Raw genomic sequence first — 16,219 nt, forward strand, 5'->3', positions numbered from 1 at the left:
ACAGGCCCCGCAGGGCAAATGGTGTGGCGCCGGCCAGGCTCGGAGCGCCTGGAGATGGCTCAATGCTTAGTCAGGGTAATGGCCGAATAGTGCCCATCAATCGGCCTTTACCAGGGTCGGCTGGCCCAGATTGGCCAGGCGCAGGCTGTCCTGCAACTGCTCAGCCTCGCCCCGGCTGCCGATCGGCCCCAGGCGCACGCGATGCAGGATCTGCTGGTTGCGCACCACTGAGCTGATGAAGACCGGGGCAGCCACGGTCTCGCTCAAGCGGGCCTTGAGCAGCTCCGCAGCGTCCGGATTGGCGAAGGCGCCCACTTGGAGATACAGGCCAGAGACTGCGACTGAAGCGTTTTTTTTTGCGTCTATCTGCACCGGCAGGACGGCGGCGGCATGCTGCTGCGGGGGCGGCGAATACTGCTCGAGCGCCGGCGCCAGCGGCTGGGCGACCGCCTGTGCCTTCACCACCGGCTGCGCTGCGGCCAGCATCATCGGCACCGGCCGGCCCTGCTGGGCCCACCACTCATGCGGGTCGATGCCCTCGACCTTGACCCGCGCCGTGCCGCTTTCGGCGTAGCCGAGCTTTTTCGCCGCGGCGAAGGACAGGTCGATGATCCGGTCCGAATAGAAGGGGCCGCGGTCGTTGACCCGCAGGATCACGCTGCGCTGGTTGTCCAGGTTGGTCACCCGCACATAGCTGGGCAGCGGCAGGGTCTTGTGCGCGGCGGTCATGCCATAGAGGTCGTAGGCCTCGCCATTGGCGGTGGCCTGGCCATGGAACTTGGTGCCATACCAGGACGCAGTGCCGACGGCGCTGTAGCGGCGGGCATCGCTGATCGGGTAGTAGGTCTTGCCCAGCACGGTGTAGGGGTTGGCCTTGAACGCGCCGTTGTGCGGCATTGGCACCGCGTCGTGGATCTTCGAGACATCGACGTCCCACCAGGGCGCGCCGTCCTTGTGCGGTCGGCTGTAGTCGCCGGGACCGGAGAGGCTCGCACCGGGTTTCAGCGGCGCCACCGGCTGCGGCGAGCGGGTGGACGAACAGCTCGCCAGCAACAGCGCCAGGCCACCATAGGCGGCGATTTTGCACGAAGCACGCAGCATCAGTGGTGCCCCCGTGCGTCGGCCAGCAGCTCGGCCAGCTGGTTGACCGCCATGGCGTACATCACGCTGCGGTTGTAGCGGGTGATGACGAAGAAGTTCGGCAGCCCCAGCCAGTATTCGTCACCCTCGGCGCCCTCCAGGCGAAAGGCGGTGACCGGCAGATCGTCGCTCAGGGCATCGCGGCTCGACCAACCCAGCGCGCGCAACTCGCCGAGGTTGTTCACCGGGTCCAGGCCGGGGGTCAGGCCCTGCTCGACCTGCTCGCCGCTGACCCGGGCGACGCTGACCACCGGTTCGCCGGCCTGCCAGCCATGGCGCTGGAAATAACTGGCGACGCTGCCGATGGCGTCCACCGGGTTGTTCCAGATATTGATCTGGCCATCGCCATCGAAGTCCACCGCGTAGGCGCGGAAGCTGCTCGGCATGAACTGCGGCAGGCCCATGGCGCCGGCATAGGAGCCGGTGAGGCTGAGCGGGTCGACCTGCTCCTCGCGCGCCAGCATGAGGAACTCGCGCAGCTCCTTGCGAAAGAAGGGCGCACGCGGCGGATAATCGAAGGCCAGGGTGGACAGCGCATCGAGCACCCGATAGCCACCGGTATTGCCGCCGTAGAAGGTCTCCACGCCGATGATCGCCACTATGACCTGGGCCGGCACGCCGTATTCCTGCTCGGCGCGCTCCAGGGTCGCCTGGTGCTCGCGCCAAAAGTCCACGCCACGGGCGATGCGCGAGTCGGTAATGAAGATCGGCCGGTAGTCCTTCCACGGCTTGACCTTCTCCGCCGGGCGCGAGATGGCGTCGAGGATCGATTGCTTGCGCTGGGCCTCGGCGAACAGACGCGTCAGCTGTTCGCCGGCGAAGCCGTATTCGCGGGTCATTTCGGCGACGAACTCGGCGACCTGCGGCGAACCCTCATAGTCCGCGGCCAGGGCCGGCCCAGTCGCGCCAAGCGCAGCCGCCAGGCCGAGCCAATGTGCATGCCGGGCGAGCCGGTCGCGCAATCTTTGCATCGAATTCATAACCCCAATCAGACCTGAGTAATCCACTTTCGGTGAGTGTGGATCGACATCAAGATGCCAAATCCGGCGAGCAAGGTGATCAGCGAGGTGCCACCGTAGCTGATGAACGGCAGCGGCACCCCCACCACCGGCAGCAACCCGCTGACCATGCCGATATTGACGAAAACGTAAACGAAGAACGTCATGGTCAGGGCGCCGGCCAGCAGCTTACCGAACAGCGTCTGCGCCTGCACGGTAATCACCAGGCCGCGACTGATCAGCAGCAGGTACATCAGCAACAGCAGGCAGACCCCGACCAGGCCGAACTCCTCGGCGAGTACGGCAATGATAAAGTCCGTGTGGCTTTCCGGCAAAAAATCCAGGTGCGACTGGGTGCCCTGCAGCCAGCCCTTGCCCCACACGCCGCCCGAACCGATCGCCGCCTTCGACTGGATGATGTTCCAGCCGCTGCCCAGCGGGTCGCTCTCCGGATTGAGGAAGGTCAGCACCCGCTGCTTCTGGTATTCGCGCAGGACGAAGAACCACATGCCCACCGCCACCGGCACCAGCGCCGCCACCGCGCCGAGGATCCAGCGCCACTGCAGCCCGGCGATGAACAGGACGAAGGCGCCGGAGGCGATCACCAGCAGCGAGGTGCCCAGATCCGGCTGCAGCAGGATCAGCACGAAGGGCATGCCGATCAGCGCCAGGCTGATGCCGATGTGCTTCAGGCTTGGCGGCAGGTTGCGCTTGGACAGGTACCAGGCGATGGTCGCCGGCATGATGATCTTCATGAATTCCGAGGGTTGGAAGCGAATCACCCCGGGGATGTTGATCCAGCGCGTAGCACCCATGGCGTTGTGGCCCATCACGTCCACCGCCACCAGCAGACCGACCCCGGCGACATAGGCCAGAGGCACCCAGCGGGCCATGAAGCGCGGCTCGAACTGGGCGATGACGAGCATGCCGAATAAGCCGATACCGAAGGAACTGGCCTGCTTGATCAGCAGGTCGAGGTTCTTGCCGCTGGCCGAATAGAGGATGAACAGGCTGCCGGCCGCCAGCATCAGCAACAGCAACAGCAGGATGCCGTCGACATGCAGGCGCTGCAGCAGGCTGGCGCGGCGGCGCAACACGTCCTCGTCGGACAGGGTTCGATCGAAATTGCTGTTCATCGCTGGCCCACCTCGGCTATCGGCGGCCTGGCGTACTCGGCCTTGAGCTGGCCGTCGGCATTCAGCAACCAGGCATCCATCACCTGCTTGACCACCGGCGCGGCCACGCCCGAGCCGGACTCGCCATTCTCGACCATGACCGCCACGGCGATCTGCGGGTTCTCCACCGGGGCGAAGGCGACGAACAGCGCGTGGTCGCGATGTCGCTCCTGGATCTTGTTGCGGTCGTACTTCTCGCCCTGCTTGATCGCCACCACCTGCGCGGTGCCGCTCTTGCCGGCGATCCGGTAGACCGCCGAGTCCCCGACCTTGCGCGCGGTGCCGCGCGCCCCGTGCATCACCTGCTCCATGCCGAAGCGGGCGTAATCCCAGAACCTGGCGTCGCGCAGCCGGATATCCGGCATGGGCTCGGCGTCGACCGGCGCCTGGCCTTCGATGCTCTTGGCCAGGTGCGGGCGGATCCACTTGCCGCGGTTGGCCATCAGGGTCACCGCCTGGGCCAGCTGCAACGGGGTGGTCTGCATGTAGCCCTGGCCGATCCCGAGGATCAGGGTCTCACCCGGGTACCAGGGCTGGCGGTAACGCGCACGCTTCCACTCGCGCGACGGCATCAGCCCGGCGGTTTCCTCGAACATGTCCAGCGAGACCCGCTGACCGAGGCCGAAGCGGCTCATGTAGTCGTGCATGCGATCGATGCCCATCTTGTGGGCCAGGTCGTAGAAGTAGGTGTCGTTGGAACGCATGATCGCCGTTTCCAGGTTCACCCAGCCGTCGCCGCTGCGGTTCCAGTTGCGGTACTTGTGGCTGTGGGTCGGCAGCTGGTAGAAGCCGGGGTCAAACACCCGCGAGGACGGGGTGATCACCCCGGCATCCAGCCCTGCCACCGCCATCATCGGCTTGACCGTCGAGCCCGGCGGATACAGGCCGCGCAGCACCCGGTTGTACAGCGGCCGGTCGATGGAATCGCGCAGCTCGGCGTAGGCCTTGAAACTGATGCCGGTGACGAAGGGGTTGGGATCGAAGCTCGGCTGGCTGACCATCGCCAGCACCTCGCCGGTGGCCGGCTGGATCGCCACTATGGCGCCACGGCGACCGCCCAGGGCCGCCTCGGCCGCCTCCTGCAGGCGCACGTCGAGGGTCAGGGTGAGGTCCTTGCCGGGCAGCGGGTCGGTGCGCTTGAGCACCCGCAGCACTCGGCCACGGGCATTGGTCTCGACTTCCTCGTAGCCCACCTCGCCGTGCAACTGGTCCTCGTAGAAGCGCTCGATGCCGGTCTTGCCGATATGGTGGGTGCCGCTGTAGGCCACCGGGTCCAGCCCCTTGAGCTCCTGCTCGTTGATCCGCCCGACATAGCCCACCGAATGGGCGAAGTGCTCGCCCTGCGGGTAATGCCGCACCAGCTGCGCCGCCACCTCGACCCCCGGTAGACGGAACTGGTTGACCGCGATGCGGGCGATCTGCTCTTCGGACAGTTCGAACAGCACCGGCACCGGCTCGAACGGCCGCCGCCCCTGCTGTACACGCTTCTCGAACAGGGCGCGGTCGTCCTCCCCCAGTTCCAGCACCTCGACGATGACGTCCAGCACCTGCCGCCAGTCGCCGGCGCGCTCGCGGGTCAGGGTCAGGCTGAAACTCGGCCGGTTGTCGGCGACTATCACCCCGTTGCGGTCGAAGATCAGGCCACGGGTCGGCGGAATCGGCTGCACGTGCACCCGATTGTTTTCCGACAGGGTCGAGTGGTACTCGAACTGCACCACCTGCAGGTAGTACAGGCGGGCCACCAGCACCCCGATCAGCATGAAAACGACGGCCGCACCCACCAGCACCCGCTTGCGAATCAAGCGCGCGTCTTTTTCGTGGTCCTTGAAGCGGATCGGCTGCGGCATCGGCGACTGCTGGTTATTTGTGGTACGGATGGCCGGACAAGACCGTCCAGGCCCGGTAGAGCTGTTCACCGAGCAGAATACGCACCAGCGGGTGCGGCAGGGTCAGCGGCGACAGCGACCAGCGCTGCTCGCTGCGTGCCTGCACCTCCGGCGCCAGGCCTTCCGGCCCGCCGACCATGAGGTTGACGGTGCGCGCGTCCAGGCGCCACTTGTCCAGTTCGGCAGCCAGCTGCTCGGTGCTCCACGGTCGCCCTTCGACTTCCAGGGTGACGATACGTTCACCGGGCTGCACCTTGGCCAGCATGGCTTCGCCCTCCTGACGGATCATCCGCGCCACGTCGGCATTCTTGCCGCGGGTGGTCAGGGGAATCTCGACCAGCTCCAGGGCCAGTTCGGCGGGCATGCGCTTGGCATACTCGTGCCAGCCGTCCTCGACCCAGCGCGGCATCCGCGAACCCACGGCGATCAGTTTGATACGCACGCTGCTGCGTCCTTACTCGTGTCCCGTGCCGTGCTGCGCGCGGCTCTGCTCGGCGCCCTGCCACAGACGCTCGAGGTCGTAGAACTGGCGCGCGGTCGGCAGCATCACATGGACGACGATATCGCCCAGGTCGAGCAGCGCCCACTCGCCGGAGTCCAGGCCCTCGCTGCCCAGCGGACGCACGCCCTGCTCCTTGACCTTCTCCAGCACGTTGTCGACCAGCGACTTGACGTGACGGCTGGAGGTACCGCTGGCGATCACCATGTAGTCGGTGATGCTGGTCTTGTCGCGCACGTCGATGGTGGTGATGTCCTGGGCCTTGACGTCTTCCAGGGCGGCGATGGCCAGTTTGACCAGGTCTTCGCTGCGCATTGCTTGATTGCTCATAGGTAACTCGTTTGCCTCGTGTTCAGTTCGCCGCACGGTACAGTCCGTGCGCGTGGATATAGGTCAGTACCGCATCGGGCACCAGAAAGCGGGCCGATTGGCCGCTCGCCAGCAACCCGCGGATTTGCGTGGCGGACACCGCTAGCGGCGTCTGCCAGATGAAGGAAATCTGTCCGCCCGGCCCTTCCAGCGCCAGCGGGTCATTGATGCTGCGTGCCGCCAGCAGGTTGCGCAGGACTTCCGGCGCATCGCTGTCGGCGTCCGGTCGCTGCAGCACCAGGATATGGCAGTGCTCCAGCAGTTCCTCCCAGCGATGCCAGGTCGGCAAGCCGCAGAAGGCATCCCAGCCGATCAGCAGAAACAGCTGATCGTCGGCGGCCAGTTCGGCGCGCAGCGACTCCAGGGTGTCGATGCTGTACGACGGTTTGTCGCGCCTGAGTTCGCGATCGTCGACGCACAGCGCCGGCAAGTCGGCCACCGCCAGTTCGACCATCGCCAGGCGATCGGCCGCCGACACCAGGGGCGCCTCGCGGTGCGGCGGCCGGGCACTGGGGATCAGGCGCAACTGGTCGAGCGCCATGAACTCCGCCACCTCCAGCGCACTGCGCAGGTGACCGATATGCACGGGGTCGAAGGTGCCACCGAAGATGCCGATGCGTCGCACGTCGCTACGCCGGGCGCCGCTACGTCTAGTCATTCTGCCCGCGCAGCTGGCCGTCGCCGATGACCACATACTTCTCGCAGGTCAGGCCTTCGAGGCCGACCGGCCCCCGGGCATGCAGCTTGTCGGTGGAGATGCCGATCTCGGCGCCCAGGCCGTACTCGAAGCCGTCGGCGAAGCAGGTCGGGGTATTGAGCATCACCGAGCTGGAGTCGACCTCGGCGAGAAAGCGCCGGGCATGGCCCTGGTGTTCGGTGACGATGCTGTCGGTGTGGTGCGAGCCGTAGCGGTTGATGTGCTCGATGGCCTGGTCCAGGCCGTCGACCACCCGAATCGACAGGATCGCCGCCAGGTATTCGGTATTCCAGTCTTCCTCGGTCGCCGGTTTGGCCTCGATCAGCGCGCGGGTGCGCTCGCAGCCACGCAGTTCGACGCCTTTCTCGGCGAACATCTGCGCCATGCCCGGCAGGAACACGGCGGCGATGGCCTGGTCGACCAGCAGGGTCTCCATCGCCCCGCAGATGCCGTAGCGGTAGGTCTTGGCATTGAAGGCGATCTTCTGCGCCTTGGGCATTTCGGCCAGGGCATCGACGTACACATGGCAGATGCCGTCCAGGTGCTTGATCACCGGCACCCGCGCGTCACGGCTGATGCGCTCGATCAGCCCCTTGCCGCCACGCGGCACTATCACGTCGACGAACTCCGGCATCGTGATCAGCGCGCCCACGGCGGCGCGGTCGGTGGTTTCCACCACCTGCACGCAGGCCGCCGGCAGATCGGCGGCGGCCAGACCCTGCTGGATGCAGGCGGCGATCGCGCGATTGGAGTGAATGGCTTCCGAGCCGCCGCGCAGGATGGTGGCGTTGCCGGACTTCAGGCACAGGCTGGCGGCATCGATGGTCACGTTGGGCCGCGACTCGTAGATGATGCCGATCACCCCCAGGGGCACGCGCATCTTGCCGACCTGGATACCCGACGGACGGTAACTCATGTCGCGGATCGCACCCACCGGGTCGGCCAGGCCGGCGACCTGGCGCAGCCCCTCGATCATCCCGTCGATACGCGCCGGGGTCAGCGCCAGGCGGTCGAGCAGGGCCGGTTCCAGGCCATTGGCGCGGCCGGCAGCGAGGTCTTGCTCGTTGGCGGCGGTCAGTTCGGCACGGGCGCTGTTCAGCGCGTCGGCGGCGGCAAGCAGGGCGCGGTTCTTCTGCCCGGTGCTGGCACCGGCGATCACCCGCGAAGCCGCGCGGGCCGCACGGCCCAGGCGGGTCATATAGTCGAGTACGGACTCGGTCATGGTCTGGCAGGCCTGGCAACAAGGAAAGCGGCTGATTATAGCGGTGCCGGCCCCCCGCGCACAGCGGCGCCGGGCGGATGGTTGCGCGCTGCCGCCAATTGCCCCTCGCGCAGGGTCCGCAGCGGCCTGGCGCAGATCACCCACGCGGCCGCGGTGGCCTGCCACAAGGCCCTGGGACGCGGGCATCGAGGGCGCGCTTGTTGTTATGATCGCGACCAGACACCGCCGAGCCCGGAACCCGTGCAATCCATGCCCTACGTCGCCACCGCCAACCTGCCCTGGCCCGAGGCCAGGCCGCTAGCCGACTGTTTTTTCGACCGCGATGCACGCCAAGTGGCCCGCGAGCTGCTGGGCAAGGTGATCCGCCACCGCGTCGGCGAACTGTGGCTGGCGGCGCGAATCATCGAGACCGAGGCCTACTACCTGGCGGAAAAGGGCAGCCACGCCTCGCTCGGCTATACCGACAAGCGCCGCGCGCTGTTTCTCGATGGCGGGCACATCTACATGTACTACGCCCGTGGCGGCGACTCGCTGAACTTCAGCGCCGGCGGCCCCGGCAACGCGGTATTGATCAAATCGGCCCAGCCCTGGCTCGACGCGATCTCGGGCCCGGCCAGCCTGGCACTGATGCTGGCCAACAACCCGGATGCCCAGGGCCACCCCCGCCCCCTGGAGCGACTCTGTGCCGGCCAGACCCTGCTGTGCCGGGCGCTTGGCCTGAAGGTACCGCAGTGGGATGGCCAGCGCTTCGATCCACAGCGGCTGTTCGTCGAGGACGTCGGCGAGCAGCCGGCGCAGGTCATCCAGACGACCCGCCTGGGTATTCCCACCGGGCGCGACGAACACCTGCCCTATCGCTTCGTCGATGCCGCGCATGCCCGCCACTGCACCCGCAACCCGCAGCGCCGCGGCCAGCGCGAAGGCCGCGATTTCCACCTGCTCGGCCCGCAGGATGCGCCACGATGAGCGCCTGGTTCGACAGCAGCGCCAGCTGGCTAGCCGCCAACCCCCAGTGGCTGGGCCTGGCGCTGTTCCTGATTGCCTGCACCGAATGCCTGGCGATCGTCGGCCTGCTGGTGCCCGGCACCCTTCTGCTGTTCAGCGTGGCGGTGCTGGCCGGCAGCGGCGCCCTGAGCCTGGGCCAGACCCTGGTCCTGGGCTATGCCGGCGGCCTGCTCGGCGACGGCCTGTCCTATGCCCTGGGCCGCTACTTTCATCAGGACATCCGGCGCCTGCCCGGGCTGCGCCATCACCCGCAATGGCTGAGCGGGGCCGAGGGCTACTTCCAGCGCTACGGCATCGCCAGCCTGCTGGTCGGCCGCTATATCGGCCCGCTGCGCCCGATGCTGCCGATGGTGGCCGGCATGTTCAACATGCCCCTGGGCCGCTTCATCGCCGTCAGCCTGGTCGCCGCCGCTGGCTGGGCGGTGGCCTATCTGCTGCCGGGCTGGGCCACGGGTGCCGCGTTGCGCCTGCCGCTGCCACCGGGGTTCTGGAGCCAGGCGGCGGTGCTCGCGAGCGGCCTGGGGCTGCTGCTGCTGGTCAGCATCCAGAGCAGCCTGCGCAAGCGGCGCCACGCCAGCCTGGTCAGCGCCGGCGCCTGCCTGTTGCTGCTGCTCGGCCTGTTTCTCGCCTGGCCGCAGTTCGCCGAACTGGACCAGGGCCTGCTGGCGCTGGTTCAGGAGCAGCGCAGCCCCGGCCTCGATGAATGGATGGTGCTGATCACCCGCCTTGGCAACATCGACGCGCAGCTGGCCGCCGGCATGCTGCTGTGCCTGCTGTTGCTACTCGCCCGGCAGTGGCGCGCCGCGCTGTTCGCCGGCGTTACCCTGCTCGGCAGCGCACTGGCCAACGGTACCCTGAAAGATCTGTTCGCCCGTCATCGCCCGGATGTGCTGCTCGAACCCCTGGACAGCTTCAGCTTCCCCAGCGGCCACAGTTCGGCGGCGTTCGCCTTCTTTCTGGTCCTCGGCGTGCTCGCCGGTCGCGGCCAGCCGGTGCGCCTGCGCCTGGCCTGGCTGGTGCTGGCCAGCCTGCCGGCCCTGGCGATCGCCCTGTCGCGGGTCTACCTGGGTGCGCACTGGCCGACAGACGTGATCGCCGGCGCGCTGCTGGCCTGCAGCCTCTGCGCCCTGAGCCTGAGCCTGAGCCAATGGCGCACGCCGCTGGCGCCGCTGTCGGCACGAATCTGGTGGCTGGTGCTGCCCGGCTGCCTGGCCCTGCTCGGCGCGATCGCCACCTGGCACCTGTCGGCCAGCCTGCTGCTGTATCGCCACTGAGCAACCCGCGCCGCGCGGCTAGGCGTTCAGCTCACCCTGCAACTGGTCGAGTACCCGTTGCAGCAGCTCCAGGCGCGCCAGCGGGTCGTCCAGGGCCAGCAACTGCAGCTTCTGGTCGACCTCCAGGGGCAACAGGTAGGCCAGCTGGTTGGCCAGGTCGGCCTGGCCGGCTACCGTGCCGTCCATGCCCAGGCCGCTGACCAGCGGGTGTTCGGCCAGGGCGTTGAGCAGCGCCAGCAGGTCGGCATGCTCGGCGAGCAAGGGCCGCTCCGGGTAGTCGTCCAGCCAGTCGACATCGGCAACGGTGAGCTGGTCGGGAAGCACCTGCGCACGGCCGACCCTGAAGCGTCGGCCACCCTCGACCCGGATGCCCAGCAAGCCGTTGGGCAATTGCTGGAAATCGCGAATCAGTGCCTCGCAGCCCACGGCGGCGAAGCGTGCGGCGGCCTCGCCGACCTCTTCGCCCTCGACGATGCCGACCACGCCGAAACCCTCGGCCTGCTTCATGCAGCGTCCGATCATGTCCAGGTAGCGTGCCTCGAAGATCTGCAGGTCCATTGCACAGCCGGGAAACAGCACGGTTTTGAGGGGAAACAGCGGCAGATTCATCGACGACTCCTTAGGCCAACACGGCAATCGCCAACGGCAGCAGCACCGCCGTGGCCACGCCCATCAGGCTCATTGCCAGCGCGGCGAAGGCGCCGCACTCCTCGCCTTCCTGCATCGCCCGGGCGGTACCGACCGCATGGGCGGTCATCCCCAGGGCCATGCCCAGGGCCGCCTTATGGCGCACCCCGCACAGGCGCAGCACGCCCGGCCCGAGCATCGCCCCGGCGACGCCGGTGAGCATCACGAACACCGCCGCCAGGGCCGCGATCCCGCCGATCTGGCTGGCCACCAGCATGGCGATCGGCGAGGTCACCGACTTGGGCGCGATGCTCATCAGCATGATCCGCTCGGCGCCGAAGGCCCAGGCCAGTGCGGTGCCAAGCACGGTGGCGAGCACACCGGCCAGCAGCAGGGTCAATACCGTGGGCCAGAACAGCTGGCGAATCCTGCGCAGGTTGAGAAACAAGGGCACGGCCAGCGCCACCGTGGCGGGGCCGAGGAACAGGGTCAGGGCCTCGGCGCTGATGCGGTACTCGGCATAGTCGAGGCCGCACAACAGCAGCACGCCGATCACCAGCGTCATCGACACCAGTACCGGCTGCAACAGCATCCAGCGGGTCCGTTCGTAGGCCACCATGGCCAGTTGGTAGGCGCCCAGGGTGATCCCCGCGCCGAACAGCGGATGATGGGTCACCGCCAACCAGGCACCCTGCCAGTCGAGGGTCATGCTTGCTCCTTGCGGCGCTGCTGGCGCTCGATGAGTTTCTCCATCAGCCAGCCGGCGAAGGCCACCGAGAGCAACAGCGACAGCAGCAGGGCGCCGGCCACCGCCCAGAAGTCCGCGGCTATCGCCTGGGCATAGGCCATCACCCCGACGGCTGGCGGCACCAGCAGCAGCGGCAGGTACCTGAGCAGACTGCTGGCCGCCAGCTGCAGGGGCTCGCCGACTTCGCCGCGCAACACCAGGAACACGAACAACAGCACCAGGCCAATGATCGGGCCGGGCAACATCGGCAGGAACAGGGCATTCAGCCCGGTGCCGAGCAATTGGCACAATACCAGCCAGGACAGGCCGCGCAGCAGCATGGGCAATCTCCGAAACGAGTGACCGTGCAGGGCACGGCGGCGCCACAAGTCGACGCCTGAACACCAATGACTCTGGTAAACCTCGGCCATTATGGCAGGCCCGGCGCCCGTCTATAACCCGTCATTCAGCCACACCCCCCGCGCTTGACCGCAATCGCCCGGCATGATGATCTTAGGCCCGAGCGGTTAACTCGAATAACACCAACCCCCGTTTCCTCAAGGAGGAACTATGCCGTCTGTCCCCGTAACAGAACTCAAAGCGTATGTAGGCAAGGAACTGGGTCGCTCCGACTGGTTGACCATCGACCAGCAACGTATCAACCAGTTCGCCGAGTGCACCGGCGACCACCAATTCATCCACGTCGACCCGGAGAAGGCCAAGCTGACCCCGTTCGGCAGCACCATCGCCCACGGCTTCCTCTCCCTGTCGCTGATCCCGATGCTGATGGAAAAGATCATGATCATGCCCGAGGGCCTGAAGATGGCCGTGAACTATGGCCTGGACAGCGTGCGCTTCATCCAGCCGGTCAAGGTCGACTCCAAGGTGCGCCTGGTGGTCACCCTGACCGATGCCAACGAGAAGAATCCCGGCCAGTGGCTGCTCAAGGCCCGCGCCGTGCTGGAGATCGAAGGCCAGGAAAAACCCGCCTACATCGCCGAACCGCTGACCCTCTGCTTCGTCTGACCGACAGCCTCGCGACGGGACGCCGCCCCCGGGCCTGGCGTCCCGTTTTCCCTCCGGAGCGTGCGCCGATTCAGCGTCATCCCCTCTCTTTGCGGCATACTTGCAGCAACGCTTAGAACCGGATGCTCTTCATGCGCTGCCTCTCCCCCCTGAGTCTCGCCCTGCTGCTGGCCGCCTGCGGCGATGCCCAGTCGCTGCTGCCCGCGGACGCCATCCTGCCCGACGGCGCTCGCTATCGCGGCGAGGTCATCGATGGCCTGCTGCAGGGCCCCGGCCGCCTGGACTACCGCGATGGCAGCTGGTACGCGGGCGAGTTCAAGGATGGTCAGCGCCACGGCAGCGGCGAATGGCAGGGCGCGCACGGCGAACACTACCTCGGGGACTTCCAGTTCGGTGTCTACCATGGCCAGGGCCGACTGCAGCAGGCGGACGGCAGCCGCTATGAGGGCGGGTTCGCCGACGGCCGGTTCGACGGTGAAGGTCGCCTCGAGCAGAACGGCCAGGTCTACCGCGGCCAGTTCCGCCAGGGCCTGTTCGATGGTCCGGGCATCCTCGAATGGGCCGACGGCCGCCGCCACCAGGGTCTGTTCAGTCAGGGCCGGGCGCAGGGCCAGGGCGTGCGTCGCGACGACTATGGCGACCAGTTCAGCGGCCACTTCGAGCAGGACCAACTGCAGGGGCCGGGGATCTATACCGGGGCCAACGGCGACACCTACAGCGGCGACTTTCGCGACACCCGGTTTCACGGCGAAGGCCGCTACCAGAGCGCCGACGGCGATGTCTGGAGTGGCCAGTTCGCCGACGGCGCGCTCAACGGCAGCGGCGAATTCAGCGGCGCCGACGGCAGCCATTACCGCGGCCAGTTCCGCGACTGGCGCTACCAGGGCCAGGGCCTTCTGACCCTGGCCGACGGCAGTGTCTACGAGGGCCGGTTCGCCAAGGGCGAGTATTCCGGCAGCGGCACCCTGACCCTGGCCGACGGCAGCCAGCAGGCGGGCACTTGGCGCCGCGGCCAGCGCCTGCGCGACGCCCAGGGCCAGGCCCTGCCCGACTCACTGGAGCTTGGCCTGCTGGAGCAGGGGCGCTTGCTCGATACGGCCATCGCCGCTCTGCCCGCTTCCACGCCGGCCGTCGAACTCTACGCCCTGACCCTGGCCGGCGACGGCAAGCAGAGCGTGTTCCTGCGCGAGGCCGACTACGTCGCCCGGCTGCTCGAGCGACGTTTCGCCGCCCGCGGCCAGATCACCCTGGTCAATCACCGCGATCACCTCGCCGACCGTCCCCTGGCCACCCGTGAAAGCCTGAGCCGGGCGATAAAGGCTTTGGCCGAGCGCAGCGGCCCGGAGGACCTGATCTTCCTCTATCTGACCAGCCATGGCTCACGCGAACATGAACTGACCCTCGACCTGCCGCGCCTGCAGCTGGCCGATCTTCCCGCCCACGAGCTGGCCGCGTTGCTGCAACCGCTGCAGGACAGGCACAAGGTGCTGGTGATCTCGGCCTGTTTCTCCGGCGGCTTCATCCCAGCGCTGCAGGATGACAAGACCCTGGTGATCAGCGCCGCCCGCGCCGACCGGGTGTCGTTCGGCTGCTCGGAAGAAAACGACTTCACCTATTTCGGCCGGGCGCTGTTCGCCGAGGCCTTGAACCAGACCGATGACCTGCAGCAAGCATTCGAGCTGGCCAAGACCAGCATCGCCGAACGCGAGCAGGCCGACGGCTTCGAGCCCTCCGAGCCGCAGATCTGGGCGCCCAAGGCGGTGCTGGCGCAATGGCAACGCTTGCGCGAGCAATCCTCCGGCCCCGCCCCGGGCGCCGCGCCAACCGACAAACCGACGGTCAGCCACTAAGCTGATTGATACCTGTGGAGACCCGACGAATATGTATTTGACGCCGCAGCACATCCTCCTCGCCGGCGCGACCGGTCTGACCGGCGAGCACCTGCTGGATCGCCTGCTCAGCGAGCCCACGGTCAGCCGCGTGCTGGCACCGAGCCGCCGGCCGCTGGCAGAGCACCCGCACTTGGAGAACCCGGTGGGCGAACTGCTCGAGCTGCTGCCGCGACTCGAAGGCCCGATCAACACCGCCTTCTGCTGCCTCGGCACGACGATCCGCCAGGCCGGCTCGCAGGAAGCCTTTCGCGCCGTCGACCATGACCTGGTGCTGGCCTTCGCCGAACGGGCCCGCGAAATGGGTGCGCGCCACCTGCTGGTGATCAGTGCCCTGGGCGCCGACGCCAAGTCCGCGGTGTTCTACAACCGGGTCAAGGGCGAGATGGAACAGGCGCTCAAGGCCCAGGACTGGCCGCAACTGACCATCGCCCGGCCCTCCTTGCTGCTGGGGCCACGCAGCCAGTTCCGTCTCGGCGAACGCCTGGCCGCCCCGCTGATGCGCTGGGTGCCGGGCAAGCTGCGCGGCATCGAAGCCACGGTGCTGGCCCGCGCCCTCTGGCGCCTGGCCCTGGAAGAAGACGATGGTGTGCGCACCGTCGAATCCGACCAGCTGCGCCGCCTCGGCCGCTGACCCGGCCCTGACGGCCGCCCAACCAGAGAGATAGAGCCCAACCATGAGCACAGCCCCAAGCAGCCTGATCGACGCCCTGAGCGCGGCCGACATGCTCGAAATCGACGACCTGCACGCCGGCCATTTCAGCCTCGACAACGACCTGCTGGCCCAGGTCAGCGCCGGCACGGACGGCGCCGACAGCCAGCAACAGCCGCTGCTGGAAATCGTCTGCATGGACGGCCGCGACCGTCGCCAGTGGCAGTTCTCCCTGGCCGAGGTGATGGCCGCGACCTACGACGCGGCGAGTGACAGCTGGACCCTGAACGACGCCGGCGGACCACACCGGCTGCGCTGTTTCGCCGCCTTCCGCGGCGACAACGAGGATGAGGCGGACGACGCCGACGAGCGCTGAGCCGCCGCATGAATGTTTACCAGCGCTATCTTCTGCCGCACCTGATCGACTTCGCCTGCGGCATGGGCGAGGTGATGAAGGCCCGCGCGCAGATCGTCCCCCAGGCCCACGGCCGGGTGCTGGAGATCGGCATCGGCAGCGGCCTCAACCTGGGGTATTACGATGCCGCCCAGGTCAGCGCCATCGTCGGCGTCGATCCCAGCGCCGCCATGCAGCGGCTGGCCCGCGAGCGTGCCGCGCGAATAAGCATCCCGGTCGAGATGATCGCCCTGGAGCTGGGGCAGATCCAGGCCGCCAACGCCAGTTTCGACTGCATCGTCTGCACCTTCACCCTGTGCACCATCGCCGACGCCGTGGCTGCCTTGAAGGAAATGCGCCGGGTGCTCAAGCCCGGCGGGCGCCTGCTGTTCTGCGAGCACGGCCTGGCGCCGGACGCCAGCGTGGCGCGCTGGCAGCATCGCCTGACGCCCTACTGGAAGCCCCTGGCCGGTGGCTGCCACCTCGACCGCGACATTCCGGCGCTGCTGGTGGCCGGCGGCTTCAGCCTCGGCCAGCTGCAGACCGGCTACCTGAAAGGGCCCAGACCCATGACCTTCGTCTACCGCGGCTGGGCCGAGTAAGCGCACCGGCCGGCAAGACTGGCACCCGAAGCCGCTA

At 67.6% G+C, this 16,219-nt stretch carries 18 protein-coding genes; 7 read left to right on the plus strand and 11 right to left on the minus strand.

The window, feature by feature from the left end:
* Nucleotides 1-96: 96 nt before the first annotated feature.
* Genes AB5S05_RS15240 through AB5S05_RS15275 form a run of 8 tightly spaced genes read right to left on the minus strand, consistent with a single transcriptional unit; the run spans nt 97 to nt 7,986 of the window.
* The gene (locus AB5S05_RS15240) at nt 97-1,101 is read right to left on the minus strand and encodes a septal ring lytic transglycosylase RlpA family protein (RefSeq protein ID WP_369288374.1); all 1,005 of its coding nucleotides are present in this window, start codon (nt 1,099-1,101) and stop codon (nt 97-99) included.
* A complete protein-coding gene (mltB, locus tag AB5S05_RS15245; protein ID WP_369288375.1) occupies nt 1,101-2,111 on the minus strand; it encodes a lytic murein transglycosylase B in 1,011 nt (336 codons plus the stop codon). The genes AB5S05_RS15240 and mltB overlap by 1 nt, the downstream gene beginning before the upstream one ends.
* 17 nt (nt 2,112-2,128) lie before the next feature.
* Entirely contained in the window at nt 2,129-3,232 is a 1,104-nt protein-coding gene (rodA, locus tag AB5S05_RS15250) for a rod shape-determining protein RodA (protein ID WP_369288460.1), read from the minus strand.
* A gap of 38 nt (nt 3,233-3,270) precedes the next feature.
* Nucleotides 3,271-5,160, minus strand: a complete 1,890-nt coding sequence (gene mrdA / locus AB5S05_RS15255; protein ID WP_369288376.1) for a penicillin-binding protein 2 — start codon at nt 5,158-5,160, stop codon at nt 3,271-3,273.
* 13 nt (nt 5,161-5,173) lie between these two features.
* Nucleotides 5,174-5,641: a 23S rRNA (pseudouridine(1915)-N(3))-methyltransferase RlmH gene (gene rlmH, locus AB5S05_RS15260; RefSeq protein WP_369288377.1), complete on the minus strand. Its 468-nt coding sequence runs from the start codon at nt 5,639-5,641 to the stop codon at nt 5,174-5,176.
* A gap of 12 nt (nt 5,642-5,653) precedes the next feature.
* Nucleotides 5,654-6,013, minus strand: coding sequence for a ribosome silencing factor (gene rsfS, locus AB5S05_RS15265; RefSeq protein WP_369288461.1), 360 nt, complete (start codon nt 6,011-6,013; stop codon nt 5,654-5,656).
* Between the two features lie 37 nt (nt 6,014-6,050).
* Nucleotides 6,051-6,725 carry a nicotinate-nucleotide adenylyltransferase gene (gene nadD, locus AB5S05_RS15270; RefSeq protein WP_369288378.1) on the minus strand — a complete coding sequence of 225 codons (675 nt, stop codon included), beginning with the start codon at nt 6,723-6,725 and terminating at the stop codon, nt 6,051-6,053.
* The gene (locus tag AB5S05_RS15275) at nt 6,718-7,986 is read right to left on the minus strand and encodes a glutamate-5-semialdehyde dehydrogenase (protein WP_369288379.1); all 1,269 of its coding nucleotides are present in this window, start codon (nt 7,984-7,986) and stop codon (nt 6,718-6,720) included. The genes nadD and AB5S05_RS15275 overlap by 8 nt, the downstream gene beginning before the upstream one ends.
* Before the next feature lie 249 nt (nt 7,987-8,235).
* Between AB5S05_RS15275 and AB5S05_RS15280 the strand changes: the two genes are divergently transcribed.
* Entirely contained in the window at nt 8,236-8,952 is a 717-nt protein-coding gene (locus AB5S05_RS15280) for a DNA-3-methyladenine glycosylase (protein ID WP_369288380.1), read from the plus strand.
* Nucleotides 8,949-10,265: a bifunctional DedA family/phosphatase PAP2 family protein gene (locus AB5S05_RS15285; RefSeq protein ID WP_369288381.1), complete on the plus strand. Its 1,317-nt coding sequence runs from the start codon at nt 8,949-8,951 to the stop codon at nt 10,263-10,265. The genes AB5S05_RS15280 and AB5S05_RS15285 overlap by 4 nt, the downstream gene beginning before the upstream one ends.
* 18 nt (nt 10,266-10,283) lie before the next feature.
* Here the strand turns inward: AB5S05_RS15285 and AB5S05_RS15290 are convergent, their stop codons facing one another.
* From AB5S05_RS15290 to AB5S05_RS15300, 3 genes are read right to left on the minus strand one after another with little or no spacing between them, the layout of a single operon-like run.
* Nucleotides 10,284-10,874, minus strand: coding sequence for an LON peptidase substrate-binding domain-containing protein (locus tag AB5S05_RS15290; RefSeq protein WP_369288382.1), 591 nt, complete (start codon nt 10,872-10,874; stop codon nt 10,284-10,286).
* Between the two features lie 10 nt (nt 10,875-10,884).
* The gene (locus AB5S05_RS15295; RefSeq protein WP_369288383.1) at nt 10,885-11,601 is read right to left on the minus strand and encodes an LrgB family protein; all 717 of its coding nucleotides are present in this window, start codon (nt 11,599-11,601) and stop codon (nt 10,885-10,887) included.
* The gene (locus AB5S05_RS15300; protein WP_369288384.1) at nt 11,598-11,960 is read right to left on the minus strand and encodes a CidA/LrgA family protein; all 363 of its coding nucleotides are present in this window, start codon (nt 11,958-11,960) and stop codon (nt 11,598-11,600) included. The genes AB5S05_RS15295 and AB5S05_RS15300 overlap by 4 nt, the downstream gene beginning before the upstream one ends.
* A 229-nt stretch (nt 11,961-12,189) precedes the next feature.
* Between AB5S05_RS15300 and AB5S05_RS15305 the strand changes: the two genes are divergently transcribed.
* The 5 genes from AB5S05_RS15305 (at nt 12,190) to AB5S05_RS15325 (ending at nt 16,182) form a co-directional block, all read left to right on the plus strand.
* Nucleotides 12,190-12,645 (plus strand): MaoC family dehydratase, encoded by a 456-nt coding sequence (locus AB5S05_RS15305; RefSeq protein WP_369288385.1) that lies wholly within the window; start codon nt 12,190-12,192, stop codon nt 12,643-12,645.
* Between the two features lie 131 nt (nt 12,646-12,776).
* The gene (locus AB5S05_RS15310) at nt 12,777-14,495 is read left to right on the plus strand and encodes a C13 family peptidase (protein ID WP_369288386.1); all 1,719 of its coding nucleotides are present in this window, start codon (nt 12,777-12,779) and stop codon (nt 14,493-14,495) included.
* Nucleotides 14,496-14,526: 31 nt separating this feature from the next.
* Complete coding sequence (locus AB5S05_RS15315; RefSeq protein ID WP_369288387.1) at nt 14,527-15,168, plus strand: oxidoreductase; 642 nt, start codon at nt 14,527-14,529, stop codon at nt 15,166-15,168.
* Nucleotides 15,169-15,211: 43 nt separating this feature from the next.
* Nucleotides 15,212-15,562 carry a DUF5629 family protein gene (locus AB5S05_RS15320; protein ID WP_369288388.1) on the plus strand — a complete coding sequence of 117 codons (351 nt, stop codon included), beginning with the start codon at nt 15,212-15,214 and terminating at the stop codon, nt 15,560-15,562.
* 8 nt (nt 15,563-15,570) lie between these two features.
* On the plus strand, nt 15,571-16,182 hold the full coding sequence (locus AB5S05_RS15325) for a class I SAM-dependent methyltransferase (RefSeq protein WP_369288389.1): 612 nt from the start codon (nt 15,571-15,573) through the stop codon (nt 16,180-16,182).
* Nucleotides 16,183-16,219: the final 37 nt, after the last annotated feature.

The organism is Pseudomonas zhanjiangensis, from assembly GCF_041027545.1.
Lineage (GTDB): Bacteria > Pseudomonadota > Gammaproteobacteria > Pseudomonadales > Pseudomonadaceae > Aquipseudomonas > Aquipseudomonas zhanjiangensis.